Origin of the sequence: Aliivibrio sp. 1S128 (assembly GCF_001691065.1) — a bacterium.
Classification (GTDB): Bacteria; Pseudomonadota; Gammaproteobacteria; order Enterobacterales; family Vibrionaceae; genus Aliivibrio.
The window spans coordinates 27,952-42,792 of sequence record NZ_MAJV01000107.1 but is presented as its reverse complement, the minus strand read 5'-3'; the positions used below and the strand labels follow the sequence as shown (position 1 = coordinate 42,792).

The following is a 14,841-nucleotide window of genomic DNA, read 5'->3' as shown; positions in this document are numbered from 1 at the left end:
CTATTCTATCAACTTAATCGTGACGTATATTTCAAAAGCAGCCATAAAAAGTACAATTAATTTCTTATTTTAATTATACTGAAAAATATTAAGTGTAAAAAATAGAGTTATAAGAAATTATGGAATTAGACAGAATTGATCGTAATATCTTAGTTCGTTTACAAAAAAATAATCGAATTCCTAATGTTGAATTAGCCGAGCTTGTCGGTCTATCGGCTCCTGCTTGTTTGAAGCGCATTAAAAGATTACGCGACAATAACGTAATTATTGGGGATGTCTCCCTCGTTAACCCTGAATTAACAGGAAAGAAATTGACCTTCTTAGTCTCTGTAGAAATGGAGCGAGATCGAGGTGATATATATCAAAATTTCCGTCAATCAATGAAGGCTGCACCAGAAGTGACCCAATGTTATCAAATATCTGGTAACTACGATTTCATGTTAATCATCATAGTTAAAGACATACAAGCCTACGAACACTTTGTAGAGCGCGTGCTTCATACCGATTTGAACATTCGTAAATTTCATACGTCCATCTCATTAAGAACCATCAAATTCTCTACAGAAATTCAAATCACAGAATAGATAACACATAAGTTTGATAGAAAAACAAAAAAGCCGATCGAATAATCAGCTTCTTTATTACTTCTCATTTGCTATTTATTGTTGCACTTTAGATTGGATCTCTGTACCTGCTTCTCTTAATAAATTAAACGGTGATAAAATCACGCCTTTTACCGCGCCTTGAGTCGCTTGCTGAGAAAGTTCTTCAGTCTTATCAATAATCTGATCCGCCTTGATCATTATAGGTGGGACTTCTTTACGTAATCTTTCCGACTCTTTGATTACCGCAGGAATGGTCGTTACTCGGTATCCCTTACTCTCTACAAACGCTTTAGGGAAAACTTGCTCACGATAATGTTTTAATTCTACCAAAGCCGCCGGCACTGTCTTGTCATTGACCGCGTTCATTACCGTAATAACCTCAGGCAAAGATTCAGTGCGAATGGATTTTACTTCATTAAGAATAAGAGGGATTTTACTGTCTAGCGAGGCGGCGGTTAGGTTTACATCACCCACCGTATTTTTAACTTCATTAACTAAAGTGAGAACTTGAGGCGTCAGTTCCTCAATATGCTTTGCTAATAACAACCATTGTTCTATTTCAAGTTTCTCCGCGGTTTTATGAACTTCTTTCATTAACTCAGGGTAGCGATCAACAACCGTATTGATTGAATGCGTAAAAGAGTAAATAGTGTAGCCCAAGTAGAAAATTGAAATCGCCAATAAAGCTTGCACTGCCATTGCTAATCTAGCCATAAGTATTGCCTATAAAATAAGTTACATGACTTACCTTACGTCACTTATAAAAATAAATACAACTAGTTATAAAAAATTAATGACTACACTAACGCTAATAAGATACCGCCGACAGTAAGCGCAGCTGAAACGTATTGACCGGCAGAATAAGAAGAATCATTTTCCTCTTCGATTGTATCCGGATGATCAATACCTAGTGCACCATGAGCAAATGATTCTACTTGCTCTGTCACGTCTGTATTTTGTTGTTTTTTAAATTGATTATCTCGCTCAATTTCTTGTAGTGCATACAATAAAGCTTTTCCTTCATTAGATAATGATACTTGGTTATCTTGAACCTTAATTGTATTTATTGATGAGGTAGATACAGGGACTGAACTCAAATTCGCAATAGATCTTGAATAAGGATTTGCCATTGAATGAGTTGAAATTCCATTTAACATTTATCTACCCTACAAAATGATTATTTATCTAAATACTGTATCGGTCGTTATATGAAAAACTTGTGTGAACTTCACTATTTATTGATTAAATTTTGAACTTAATCACGATTCTACTGAAACGAATTTTATTTTTCGGTACGCATTACTTGACCTTCTTTTTTAATCAGACTATTATCAATCGTAATTTAACGATTAACTTAATAAGCAGATAATGACAACTCAATGCCAACCGACAGATAAATGCACTTTTTCAAGTTCTGGTCACGACCTAGAGCAAGAAAAAGAGTTTGCAGCCTTAGCGAAAGCCTTAGCGCACCCTGCCCGTGTTCGTATTTTAAAAATCTTATCGACATTAGAGAAATCAGGTGGCTGCTTAAACAGTGACTTAGTGTCTGAGTTAGGATTGGCTCAATCAACGGTATCCGAGCATTTAAGAGTGTTAAAACAAGCAGGTTTTATCACTGCTGAATCAATACCACCAAAAATGTGTTACCGAATTAATCGAGAATGCATTGCGCAATTTGATCAATTAATGAATCAAATTTTAATGTAATTTCTAATCATTAAAAATTCAAACATCATCACGTTACTTATTTAACGCCTATAATTAGTATGAATGAGAACGTGATTATTTTTAGTTATATCAATCGTAATTCGACGATATTCGATTGATGCGCACTATTTACGAAACTAATCATTTATTAGATAAAACCGTAAGGAGGTTTTATGCAACCTAAGCTCAGTTTTCTTGACCGATACTTAACACTATGGATTTTTCTAGCGATGGCTATCGGCGTTCTTATTGGCGTTCAGTTTCCTCAAGTTGCTGAATGGAATGAATCTATGTCGGTCGGCACAACCAACATACCTTTAGCCATTGGTTTGATTTTAATGATGTACCCACCACTGGCGAAAGTGAATTACAATTTACTTGGCCCTGTCATGAAAGACAAAAAAGCCATTACTCTTTCACTTATTATGAATTGGATTGTCGGACCTATTCTGATGTTCATTCTTGCGCTGACATTCTTAGGCGATCATCCTGGTTATATGGTGGGTATCATCCTTATTGGCTTGGCTCGCTGTATTGCAATGGTATTAGTTTGGAACGACATTGGCGGGGGTAATAAAGAGTATGGTGCGGCATTAGTTGCCATTAACTCTGCATTCCAAATCGTCACTTACAGTGCAATGGCGTGGTTGTTTATCAGCGTTCTACCACCGATCTTTGGCTATGAAAGTATGGTTGTTGATATCTCAATGATGGATATTGCACACAGTGTACTTATCTATTTAGGTATTCCATTTTTAGCTGGATTTTTAAGCCGTAAGATCTTGGTCGCGAAAAAAGGGGAAGAATGGTACAACACGGTTTTCATTCCGAAAATCTCACCTATCACCTTGATTGCTCTATTGGGTACGATTGTTCTGATGTTTAGCTTAAAAGGTGAAATGATCCTTGAGCTACCAATGGATGTGGTTCGCATTGCCATTCCACTAACGATCTACTTTGTATTAATGTTTTTCTCTAGCTTCTTTATCGGTAAGAAAATAGGGATCCCTTATGATAAAAATGCATCTATCGCATTCACTTCAACGGGCAATAACTTTGAGTTAGCCATTGCGGTATCTATTGCGGTATTTGGTTTGAATTCAGACCAAGCATTTGCAGGCGTTATTGGGCCTCTAATCGAAGTACCCGTATTAATTGCCTTAGTAAATGTCGCATTGAGATTGAAAAGTACATATAAAGTGAAAGCAGTGGCTTAGTTTTAAGTTAAATTACCAAATTAAAATGGGTCGTTGATATTATCTATCAACGACCCATTTTTTATCTTTCTATTCTTATCGTACTAAAAATAACTATTCCACATTAATATTACGATCACGCTTATCGTACATGTCAGGCGTAGTATGGAAATTGCCAGCATAACCTGCTTGTTGTAATTTTTCTCGTACCGCTTTCACTTCTTCAATAGTCACAACCTCTGTGCGATCACCCAAGTAGTTACGAATAAAAGAGATCAATTCAGATAACTGAGCATCCGTTAATATATTTTGAAAGCTCACCATCGGCATAAAGTTTCTTTCTTCATTAAGATAACTTGGTTCAAGCCCTCGAATGACCACCGCAATGGTATTGTATGGATCTCGGTGCATGATAATACCGTTATTTAACAGCGTCGGAGCAATAGGATCTCGCCCTTTACCGTCTTCACCATGGCACGCACCACAAGTGGATACAAATAAAGGATACATATCAGATTGTTTGGCTTCTTCTGTGAATCCTGTTGGTTGCAACTGTTTCGTATTTGGTGGAATAGTATTGTTCTCATCGCCCACCAATAGATACGTCGCCATTGCTTCAACATCTTCACGCGTCATAAAGCTGGTGCTGTTCTTAACCACATCAGCCATCCCACCAAACGCAGAGCCTTTATCTGAATGCCCAGTATGTAAGAAATCAGTCAGGGTTTTCACATCCCAACGATCTTGATATAACTCACGTGACGAAATATCTGGTGCATTCCAACCGTCAATAATATTACCTTGGAAGATCTTATCCGTTTCTAATGCCTGAGCAATATTACGTGGCGTATGACACTCCGAACAATGCCCAAGCCCCGCAACTAAGTATTTACCACGAGCCCAAATATCCGCCTCTTCTTTTGTGGACCCTTCTGGTATGTTGCTGGTTAAATCAAGAGGGTCTCTGTCCATAAATACGATATTCCAACCTAACAACCCTAATCGAATATTTGACGGAAACATCATGCTATTTTCATCATTACGACGTGAAACCGCAGGTATTGATTGCAAATAATCCCACAGTATTTTTACATCTTCTTCTGTCACATATTGATAAGACGTATAAGGCATTGCAGGGTACAGGTAGCCATGTTTTCCTTTACCATCATAAAGGGCCGCTTTGAATTCTTCATAACTGTAATCACCAATCCCTTCTGTGTAATGAGGCGTAATATTGGTTGAATACACAGTTCCAAATGGGGTAACAAAAGGCAGCCCTCCTGCAAATGGCTCACCTCCTTCAGCACTATGACAAGCCACACAATCCCCTGCATAAGCAAGGTATTCGCCTTGTGTTAATTCCTCTTGTGGAATAGCGGCCATTTTTTCATCATAAGCCACACGTTGAGCAGTAATAAAAGCCCCTAACGCTAGGATATCGTTATCACTGAGTTGCTCTTCAAACGCAGGCATGATGTTATTCAAACCATAATTAATGGTGTGCTGTATTTCTTCAATGCTTCCTCCATGCAACCACACATTATCAGATAAATTTGGTGCCCCAATCGCTTGGTTTCCTTTTGCATCCACTCCATGACACGCAATGCAACTTTTCATAAAGGCGGTTTTACCAAGGTCTATCTTTAATGAAGGGGCATTAAGTGGGCGCTGCTGTAAAGAAGCCAGATAATAAGAGATGTTTTGAATATCCTCTTTAGGAAGAATATTTATCCACCCGGCCATTGCTCCATAACGCCCCTTTTGAATCGAATGCAAAATGGCATCATCAGACCCGCCATATAACCACACATTATCAATTAAATTAGGGAAGTGCTTTTGACCTTGTCCATTCGCTCGGTGACACGCCGCACAGTGAGTTTGAAATAGCCCTTTACCGGAAGCCACAATGTTTGGTTCGGCAGCGAGTACCGTTAAATCAGCCTCACCTAATTGAGCTATTTGTTCATCCAAAGACTTATTGTGATCCTGAACCGTATCATCACTTTGCTGCCACCCTAACAGCCCTTGCCAGTTACCTAACCCCGGATATAAAACGAGGAAAACCAAAGAGCAAGCAAAAGCGACAAAGTAGCCCACAAACATAATGCGTGGCGGTGGTCCGTCGTTTTCATCAATATCATCAAATGAATCAATCGTTTTGTCTTTATCGGCAAGGTGATTGGTACGCCAATATTTAATCACCACATAGACCATTAGCGCTAAGAAGATAACAGTAAGACTAATGACCCATACGTTCCAAAATCCAGTCATAATTATTCTCCCTGATCTTGCATGGTATCAACACCCAAGCTCTGCAAGTAACGGATTAACGCTTCACCTTGAGTTTTCCCAATGACTTGAAGTCGAGCTCCATCAATGTCTGCGTCCGTATAAGGTACACCAAGCGTACGTAACGCTCGCATTTTGTCAGAAATGGCCTCTCCATCGAGTGTTTGTTCAAACAACCATGGATAGCTTGGCATGATAGACGTTGGTATCACACTTCGAGGGTTCATTAAATGAATCACATGCCATTGATCGGAATACTTACGTCCCATGTTCGTCAAATCAGGACCGGTACGTTTTGAGCCCCATAAATTTGGAAACTCATAAATATCATCAGCTTCTTTATTGGCACGACCATTACGCAGTATTTCTGCTTCTAACGGACGCACCATTTGAGTATGACAAACATGACACCCTTCACTGATATAAATATCTCGTCCTGCAAGTTCAATCGCCGTCAGTGGTTTAGCCAAGGATATTTTCTTTAAATCAGAAGCCATAAATACATTAGGCACAACCCAAACTAATAGCGAAAAAGACGCAACAATAACCGTTGAAAGAATTAAGATGAACACCGATTGGGTAAAGTCTTTACTTAAGATCATGATTTACCCTCCATTGCTGTTGTGGGAACCGAATTTGAGGTAACCGTTTTATACAGATTAAAGACCATCATCAATAAACCGACGACAAAGAACACACCACCAAGGAATCGAACAAACAACCACGGCGCTTTAAAGTCCATCGCTTCCACAAAACTGTAAGCAAGTGAGCCATTATCTAGCTGGGTAAGCCACATGTACCCTTCACCAATCCCTGCAACCCAAAGGGCTATCGCGTAAAGGGCAACCCCAATATGAGCGAACCAGAAATGCCATTTTAGTAGACGGAGTGACCACAAATCTTCTTTTCCCCATAAACGAGGAATAAAGTAATAAAATACAGCAATGGCAGACATACCAACCCAACCTAAGGCAGCAGAATGCACATGACCAATGATCCACTCGGTATTATGAGCAACCATGTTAAACCAACGAATCGCCAATAATGGTCCCTCAAACGTCGCTAAGCAGTAATAAAGAATGGCCGAGAAAAAGAACAACATAATGTAGTCTTTTTTCAATTTTGCTTTGTTAGAAAGTAAGGTCATCGCACTATTGAATGCGCCTGCCCATGATGGGATCCACAAAATCAGCGACATGACGATACCAATATTTTGCACCCACTCTGGTACTGAGGAATAGATCAGGTGATGCGTTCCCGCCCATGTATAAAAGCCCACTAATCCCCAAAAATGAATGATAGATAAACGGTAGGAATAAATAGGACGTTCTGACACTTTAGGAATGAAGTAGTAGTTCATGGCAATAATGCCCGCAGTTAACAAGAAACCTACTGCATTGTGACCCCACCACCACTGAACAATGGCATCTTGCGCACCTGCATAGACAGAATAAGATTTCCACATCGACACGGGTAATGCCAAATTATTAATAATAAAAATCATCGCGATAACGAGAATAAATGCCCCGAAAAACCAATTGGCGACAAAGATATGGCTGACGGTTCGTTTCGCAATAGTACCGAAGAACAGGACCGCATAAAGCACCCAAACTAAGGCGATTAATATATCGATTGGCCACTCTAACTCTGCGTATTCTTTCGTCGTTGTGTATCCTAATGGCAGGGTTATCAAGGCGAGAATTAAAATAAACTGCCATCCCCAGAACACCATCCAAGACAGGCTTTTATTAAATAACTCAATCTTACTTGTTCGTTGAACAATATACAGCGAGGTCCCCATTAATATATTAACGACGAACCCAAAAATAACACCTGAGGTATGCAGTGGTCTCAACCGTCCAAACTGAAAATATTGTGAATCAAAATTGAGTGATGGCCAATAAAGCTGGGCGGCGAGCATGACACCAACGCTCATGCCAATAACCGCCCAAATCACCGCGGCAATAATAAAATAGCGTACAACTTTTGTATCGTAATCCCTGATATCTGTCATCGCCTTCACTCCATTTTATCTTGAGACTCAGAACCTAACATCGAGTAATAGTAGGCAATATCTTTCATATCTTGATTGGATAAAGTATCTGCTTGCTGCTGCATTAGAATGGCTAACCCACTCGTTCTCTCGCGGGATTTATAATCTTTTAGTGCAGACACAAGGTAAGAAGCGCGCTGGCCTCGTAGGTTTGGGTAGGGATCAATCAATGCAATGCCATCAGCACCATGACAAGTCATACATACTTTGGCTTTTTGTTTTCCAATCTCAAACTGATTTGACTCTTCAGCAGAAAGAAAACCACTAAATAAAAAAGCAAAATAAACGACAAACCACTTATTCATATTTAAAACCCTTATGAATCAACAATAACAATAAGCGTAGGTTATTTATTTCAAGAGTGCTTAATTTACGTCAGATAAAGTCGTAAACATACACGTTAAATGTGACTTACTCGTGCACAACTCACTATTTTAAATAGCCTAAATACAAGGTATAAGAGCCAATAGCGCCTATTAATGATAGTTTTATCTGCTAATTCACTTTTCCTTGATATAGATTAACCTTTGAATGATGTATTTTTAACATCATTTGATACTCTTGTTTTCTGTTTCTATTTTGGTGTATCACAATGAATCCTTCTATTGAAAAAGTCTTATTGCAAATCGCATTGGATCTTAGCTCTAACCTATCCAGTGATCTGCACTATCAACGCTTAATCTCTTCGATTCATCAAGTGTTTCCTTGTGATGCCAGTGCCCTGTTTGTATTGGATAATGATGGGTGCTTAAAACCGGTTGCCGTGCAAGGTCTATCCACCGCAGTATTAGGCCGTTGCTTTCCACCAAAGGTACACCCTAGATTACAAGCAATTTTAGAGAGTAAACACCCAGTTAGATTTGAATCAAATTCAGATTTACCAGACCCTTTTGATGGCCAATTATTAGTGGATGAACACATAAGCATTGAGGTGCATGACTGCTTAGGATGCAGCTTATACGTGGAAGATACGTTAGTTGGCGTATTAACCTTAGACGCACTAGAAGTTGGGGCGTTTAAAAAGATAGATAACATCACCATTGAAACCTTCGCGGCATTAGCGGCGGCAACCTTACATAATAAAGCCTTGATTGAGACTCTTAAAAACAGTAACCAACAACAGAAATCCATCAACCAAGCCTTAATCCAACAAGCCCGAAATCAAAAAGGCGAATTGATTGGGATTAGCCCTCAAATAGAACGATTACGCAATAATATCAAAATGGTAGCTCATTCAGATTATGCGGTATTGATCAGCGGTGAAACCGGTTCTGGCAAAGAATTAGTCGCACATGCAGTGCATGAGCAATCTTCTCGAAATGACCAAGCAATGATTTATGTAAACTGTGCAGCACTGCCAGAATCTCTCGCAGAAAGTGAATTATTTGGTCATGTAAAAGGCGCATTTACTGGCGCAAATAACCATCGAGCAGGCAAGTTTGAATTAGCGGATAACGGCACGATCTTCTTGGATGAAATAGGAGAACTGCCCCTATTAATTCAAGCCAAATTATTACGAGTTATTCAACAAGGTGAAGTTCAACGTGTTGGCTCGGATAAAAACGTGATGGTGAATGTGCGTATCATCGCCGCAACCAATCGAAATTTAGAACAAGAAGTAGAAGCTGGACGCTTTCGAGCTGACTTATTTCACCGTTTAAATGTGTTCCCAATAAATGTGCCACCACTGCGTGATCGTGACGGAGACATCTCTGTATTAGCGGGGTATTTATTAGATAAAGTTCGCACCCAATTTAACGTGCCTAATCTTCATATTCATCCACGTACATTAACGCATTTAGAGAACAGTCCGTGGTTAGGAAATGTACGAGAACTTGAACATACATTAATGCGTGCAGGACTTAGAGCTATCCAAGAAAGTGATACCACCATTACCTTAGCGCACTTTCTTGGGGATATAGAACACCCGGCCGATGTTAAAAATACATCACTGCTTTTACCTAAAGAAAGCCAACCAATGCGAGAGCTTGTAGAAAGTTATCAAAAACAACTCATTGAACACGCTTTATCCGAATCGAATGGAACTTGGTCAAAAGCGGCTGAATTTTTACAAATGGACAGAGGTAATTTATATCGAATGGGAAAAAAATTCGGGCTATAAAAATCAATCAATTACCTCTAGTGATGTACTTATAACAACATTGCCGATGTTATAAGTACATCGAGCAATATTACAACCAAATAAATACACTTTAAAATCAATAACTTAAAACTGGCACGCCTTGTGCAATAAGGAACTCATCAATGTCGATTCAAATCAAGACGGGTTCAGCAATCTTCTTATATAAAGTAGAACACACTGAACTAGCATGATTTGAACAATAAGTATTCAATGACTGGAGTTCCAACTATGTTCTGTATCCAATGTGAGCAAACAATTCAAACGCCGACAACGAAAGGTTGTTCTTTTGCACAAGGTATGTGTGGTAAAACAGCAGAAGTATCTGACTTACAAGATATTCTAGTTTACACACTACAAGGGGTTTCTTTCTGGGCAGAACAAGGTCGTAAAGTAAACGTAGTAATTGATGAAATCGATCACTGGGCACCAAAAGCCTTCTTCGCAACACTAACAAACGTTAACTTTGACCCTGAACGTGTTATCGAATTCGCATTACAAGCGCACGCTTACAAAAAACAACTTGAAGAACAAGTTCGTGCAGCGGCATTGTTATCAAACACAGAATTATCTGAGCTTTCTCCTGCGGCATTATTTGATTTACCAACAAACGTAGAAGAACTAATCGCATTGGCACCACAAGCGGCCGTTAACCGTGGTCACGATTCAGAGCATGAAGATGTGATTGGTCTACGTCTACTTTGTCTTTACGGCTTAAAAGGCGCAGCTGCTTACATGGAGCACGCACGTGTTCTTGGCCAAACTGATAACGCTGTTTTTGCTGAATACCACCAAATCATGGCATGGTTGGGAACGGACCCAACTGAGCTAAGCGCATTACTAAACTGTTCTATGCAAATCGGTTTAATGAACTACCGCATCATGGAAATGCTAGATTTAGGCGAGACGGATACCTTTGGTCACCCAGAGCCATCACAAGTAAACGTTAAAACCATCGAAGGTAAATGTATTCTTGTTTCTGGTCACGATTTACATGACTTAGAAAAAATCCTTCAACAAACAGAAGGCAAAGGCATCAACGTTTACACTAACGGTGAAATGCTGCCTGCTCACTCTTACCCTGAGCTGAAAAAGTACCCTCACCTAGTAGGTAACTACGGCAGCGCATGGCAGAACCAGCAAAAAGAATTTGCTAACTTCCCTGGCGCAATCGTAATGACGTCTAACTGCCTATTGAACCCAAATGTAGGTCTATACGCCGATCGCCTATTCACCCGTAGCATTGTTGGCTGGCCTGGCGTTGCTCACCTAGAAGGTGACGATTTCACAGCGGTTGTTGATTGTGCACTAGCGCAAGAAGGCTTCAAACATAATGAGATTGAACAAATGATCACGGTTGGGTTTGGTCGTAATGCTCTAATGGCAGCAGCGCCTGCGGTTATTGAACAAGTAAAAGAAGGCAACATCAGCCACTTCTTCCTTGTTGGCGGGTGTGATGGTGACAAAGCGGAACGCAGCTACTTCACAGACTTTACTGCTCAAGCACCTGAAGATTCAGTTATCTTGACGCTTGCTTGTGGTAAATACCGTTTCAACAAAAACCAATTCGGCGATATTAATGGTATCCCGCGTTTATTGGATGTTGGTCAATGTAACGATGCTTACTCAGCGATTCAACTCGCACTTGCACTCGCGAAAGAGTTTGATTGTGGCATTAACGAACTTCCATTAACGCTGGTACTTTCTTGGTTCGAGCAAAAAGCGATTGTTATTCTATTAACTCTATTCGCTCTTGGCGTAAAAGGCATTTACACAGGCCCGACGGCCCCTGCGTTCTTAACCGATAACCTACTTGCAATCATGCAAGAGAAATTCGATATGCGTAGCATTAGCAACGTAGAAGACGATTTAAAAACGATTTTAGCCGCATAATCGCTGCTTTTCGCACTTAATGAATGTATGCCTCAGTTATCTGGGGCATTTTTGCTAATACCAATCCTTGAAATAAACTGAATAGAGAAAAACCATGACACAATTTATTTGGCCGATAACCGCCGCTCAACTTCGCTGTGATAAAAAATGGCTAGAGACCGATGATACTATCAGCCTTCAACTTTCTTCAGACAATAACAACACGTTTGATTTTAAGCCGGGACAATTCATCAGTCTTGGCGTTGAATTAAACGGGAAAATGGAATACCGAGCTTACTCTATTAGCTCAATACCAAATCAAGATTTCCTGCAATTCACCATTAAACGTGTTGATGGCGGTAAAGTTTCTAACTATTTAATTGATCAATTCAATGAAGGCGAGAGCATTTTAGCGCTAGCTCCTACTGGTCCATTCAACTCTGTTGATTGTTCAGCTAAACCTAAAATTGCATTATTGAGTGCAGGTTGTGGTATTACTCCTGTCATGTCGATGGCACGAACTTGGTTAGCAAATAAAACCAATGTGGACATCACGTTTATTCATATGGCGAGATCACCAGAACACACGATTTATTTTGATGAATTACAGTATCTAAACGAAAAACACACTAACTTTAACTTGCAGCTTCTCTTAAAAGATCCTCAACATACTGATTATCCTCAAGGGCGATTAGATCAAGAATGGTTAGCCACACTGTGCCCAGATCTAACAGAAAGAACGGTTTTCTTATGTGGCCCAACGGGCTTTATGCAAGACATGAAAGCCTATGTTGAAGCCATGGGATTAAACATGGATAACTTCTACCAAGAAAGCTTTACCCCGATTGAAGCCGAAGTAACAGAAACGGCAGGAAACACTGGCGTAGTGCAATTTGAAGTCCCTGCTTTTGGCGTTTCAAAAGAAATAACGAAAGGGGCAACACTGGCCGATGTTTTAGAAGAAAGCGGCGTTCCGATCATTATCGCCTGTCGCAGCGGTATGTGTGGTTCATGTAAATGTAAAGTAGATAAAGGTGAAGTAAGCCGCACCAGTACTGAAACACTAAGCGAAGAAGAACTAGCTCAGGGTTATACGCTTGCATGTTCAAGCCAAGTTCAATCAGATGTTGAAGTCAGTTTAGTGTAAGTTACTCGCTCTACAATAAATCTAAAAAAGCCGATGAATAACTAATTTTATAAGGTAAATCAATCATCGGCTTTAACTCTAGATATATAGCTATAACTACACCAACAGCGCACTATTCACTTTAATAATCAGCTTCTTCACCGCCGCAGGTTTATCATCAACGGCCACTAATGGTCGATGCGGTTGCTTAGGATTAAAGACAATAAACTCTCCCGCCGTTAATGTGACAAATTGTTCATCTTGAACATCATTGCTAAAAGCGATGTCTTTCTCTGCAAGATAGTCATCTTCAATCGACAGTAACGGATAGTCACTGTATCCAAAGGTTTCTGTGCCTTCTAATATCAATTGTACATCAAGGTATTTGTGATGAATTTCAGAGCGACGTTTTTCTCTTAACTCGGTTTTATCATCGACAATAAAATAGACTGACTCATCTTCTAATGGGTAGCTACCTACTTCTGTATTTTCTATTGTTTGTTCTTTTACTTTTTGAATGATCTCAATGATAACAGGGTGTAATGCTGCCCCTTGAATATCGTCACTCCATTTACCTCTAAACACGATAACCTCTCAATAAATACCTATAATAGGTTGCTGAAAATAGTAGCATAATAAATTGATTATCCTTACCTTTCTTAATAAATTCACAACATAAGTATAAATTACAATAAGGTTCGATATAATCACCTCTACGATAACCAAAAATGATCATTGAAGGGGTTCCATGGCAAAGCTCAGTGCGACTTATCTTGTTCGCGTTCATATCGCAAAAATGCTGATTGATCATGCAATGAAGCACTATGGCTTAACTCATTCTGATTTTAATATCCCATCGCATTTACTGGATTATCAATTAAAACTAATGCCATTAAGAGATCTAGAATCTCTACTTTGTAAAATTGAGCACTTAACTCAAGACCCTGCCTATACCGCAAAGCTAACTCAATCAGGTAGCTTGACACTGTTTGGCCCTTTTGTGCAATTGCTTGCAAGTTCGACTAATTTAGGAATGGCGATAAAACGCCTAAATACAGTGCATAATGCTCTGCAGTCAGGCGTTCAAGTTAATATGTTATTAAGTGGTTCTATCGCTAAATGGCGAATACTCACACCCACATTAATTCCTCAGGCTCGCATTCATGAAAGTATATTAGCCGCAGGATCTTTCTTACGTTTACTTCAATTGTTTCATGGCAATAATTACCAGCCAATAGCTATTCACTTAGCAGGAGGGCCTATTGGTGCATTAGGCGAAATAGACGCTATTTTTAACTGTCCTATTGTATGGAACAGTCCAAATACTCAAGTCTGGTTTCCTGTAAAAGACATCACTTACCCAAGAAAATTTCAGTTACCTGCGTCTCAGGTAAAAGCATTTACTGTTGAACAAGCCATGAGTTATATGCTTATTCCTCTTCCTCAAGATATTTTAAAAATTGTCTTTGAATTAACAAAATACGCGCTATTTTTTGGCTATCCAACACTTGAATTTATCGCAGAAAAAATGGGAATGCGCCCATTAACCTTACAACGCCGCTTACAGGATCAAAGTATTTCATTTACGGATATTGTTCAGCATAGTATTTGTGATGAAGCCATCGCCTTAATGAGTAGTGACTTATCAATTCACCACATTGCTCAACGTGTTGGTTATAAAAATACCGCGTCTTTTTCTGTTGCTTTCAAACGTCTGTATGGTGTGACTCCTATTCAATACAGAAACACATTAATCACACCAAACAAAAACAGTTAAATACATCACAAATGCTAAAATATAGATAGAATTAAACCTATCGTATCGACTAAATGTGCCATTAGCCCCCATG

14 protein-coding genes are annotated in these 14,841 nt (G+C 39.4%); 7 read left to right on the top strand and 7 right to left on the bottom strand.

All coding sequences use genetic code 11. From position 1 onward, the window contains the following. Window positions 1-119 precede the first annotated feature (119 nt). Complete coding sequence (locus tag A6E03_RS14555) at window positions 120-584, top strand: Lrp/AsnC family transcriptional regulator (RefSeq protein ID WP_065601142.1); 465 nt, start codon at window positions 120-122, stop codon at window positions 582-584. Window positions 585-659: 75 nt separating this feature from the next. Here A6E03_RS14555 and A6E03_RS14550 read toward each other — a convergent pair whose 3' ends face one another. Both A6E03_RS14550 and A6E03_RS14545 read right to left on the bottom strand, forming a co-directional pair. Next, window positions 660-1,319: a hypothetical protein gene (locus A6E03_RS14550; protein ID WP_065601141.1), complete on the bottom strand. Its 660-nt coding sequence runs from the start codon at window positions 1,317-1,319 to the stop codon at window positions 660-662. Between the two features lie 83 nt (window positions 1,320-1,402). Continuing rightward, the gene (locus A6E03_RS14545) at window positions 1,403-1,762 is read right to left on the bottom strand and encodes a hypothetical protein (protein ID WP_065592754.1); all 360 of its coding nucleotides are present in this window, start codon (window positions 1,760-1,762) and stop codon (window positions 1,403-1,405) included. A gap of 211 nt (window positions 1,763-1,973) precedes the next feature. Between A6E03_RS14545 and A6E03_RS14540 the strand changes: the two genes are divergently transcribed. Both A6E03_RS14540 and arsB read left to right on the top strand, forming a co-directional pair. Beyond that, window positions 1,974-2,315: a helix-turn-helix transcriptional regulator gene (locus A6E03_RS14540; protein ID WP_065592753.1), complete on the top strand. Its 342-nt coding sequence runs from the start codon at window positions 1,974-1,976 to the stop codon at window positions 2,313-2,315. A gap of 173 nt (window positions 2,316-2,488) precedes the next feature. Beyond that, the gene (gene arsB / locus A6E03_RS14535; RefSeq protein WP_065601140.1) at window positions 2,489-3,532 is read left to right on the top strand and encodes an ACR3 family arsenite efflux transporter; all 1,044 of its coding nucleotides are present in this window, start codon (window positions 2,489-2,491) and stop codon (window positions 3,530-3,532) included. Between the two features lie 93 nt (window positions 3,533-3,625). Here arsB and ccoP read toward each other — a convergent pair whose 3' ends face one another. The 4 genes from ccoP to A6E03_RS14515 are packed head-to-tail and all read right to left on the bottom strand — an operon-like array spanning window position 3,626 to window position 8,158. Beyond that, window positions 3,626-5,782, bottom strand: coding sequence for a cytochrome-c oxidase, cbb3-type subunit III (gene ccoP / locus A6E03_RS14530; protein WP_065592751.1), 2,157 nt, complete (start codon window positions 5,780-5,782; stop codon window positions 3,626-3,628). A 2-nt stretch (window positions 5,783-5,784) separates the two neighbouring features. After that, complete coding sequence (gene ccoO / locus A6E03_RS14525) at window positions 5,785-6,399, bottom strand: cytochrome-c oxidase, cbb3-type subunit II (RefSeq protein ID WP_083190377.1); 615 nt, start codon at window positions 6,397-6,399, stop codon at window positions 5,785-5,787. Then, entirely contained in the window at window positions 6,399-7,814 is a 1,416-nt protein-coding gene (ccoN, locus tag A6E03_RS14520; RefSeq protein WP_065592749.1) for a cytochrome-c oxidase, cbb3-type subunit I, read from the bottom strand. Before ccoN ends, ccoO begins: the two co-directional genes overlap by 1 nt. A 5-nt stretch (window positions 7,815-7,819) precedes the next feature. Next, window positions 7,820-8,158: a cytochrome c gene (locus A6E03_RS14515; RefSeq protein WP_060992176.1), complete on the bottom strand. Its 339-nt coding sequence runs from the start codon at window positions 8,156-8,158 to the stop codon at window positions 7,820-7,822. Between the two features lie 287 nt (window positions 8,159-8,445). On the opposite strand from A6E03_RS14515, the gene norR reads away from it, so the two are divergent. The 3 genes from norR (at window position 8,446) to A6E03_RS14500 (ending at window position 13,012) form a co-directional block, all read left to right on the top strand. Then, a complete protein-coding gene (norR, locus tag A6E03_RS14510; protein WP_065592748.1) occupies window positions 8,446-9,975 on the top strand; it encodes a nitric oxide reductase transcriptional regulator NorR in 1,530 nt (509 codons plus the stop codon). Window positions 9,976-10,224: 249 nt separating this feature from the next. Beyond that, window positions 10,225-11,886 carry a hydroxylamine reductase gene (gene hcp, locus A6E03_RS14505; protein ID WP_065601139.1) on the top strand — a complete coding sequence of 554 codons (1,662 nt, stop codon included), beginning with the start codon at window positions 10,225-10,227 and terminating at the stop codon, window positions 11,884-11,886. A 94-nt stretch (window positions 11,887-11,980) separates the two neighbouring features. After that, complete coding sequence (locus A6E03_RS14500; protein ID WP_065601138.1) at window positions 11,981-13,012, top strand: hybrid-cluster NAD(P)-dependent oxidoreductase; 1,032 nt, start codon at window positions 11,981-11,983, stop codon at window positions 13,010-13,012. A gap of 96 nt (window positions 13,013-13,108) precedes the next feature. Here A6E03_RS14500 and A6E03_RS14495 read toward each other — a convergent pair whose 3' ends face one another. Further along, the gene (locus tag A6E03_RS14495) at window positions 13,109-13,576 is read right to left on the bottom strand and encodes a YhcH/YjgK/YiaL family protein (protein WP_065601137.1); all 468 of its coding nucleotides are present in this window, start codon (window positions 13,574-13,576) and stop codon (window positions 13,109-13,111) included. Window positions 13,577-13,739: 163 nt separating this feature from the next. Here A6E03_RS14495 and A6E03_RS14490 point away from each other — a divergent pair, with 163 nt between their 5' ends. Then, the gene (locus A6E03_RS14490; protein WP_065601136.1) at window positions 13,740-14,768 is read left to right on the top strand and encodes an AraC family transcriptional regulator; all 1,029 of its coding nucleotides are present in this window, start codon (window positions 13,740-13,742) and stop codon (window positions 14,766-14,768) included. Window positions 14,769-14,841: the final 73 nt, after the last annotated feature.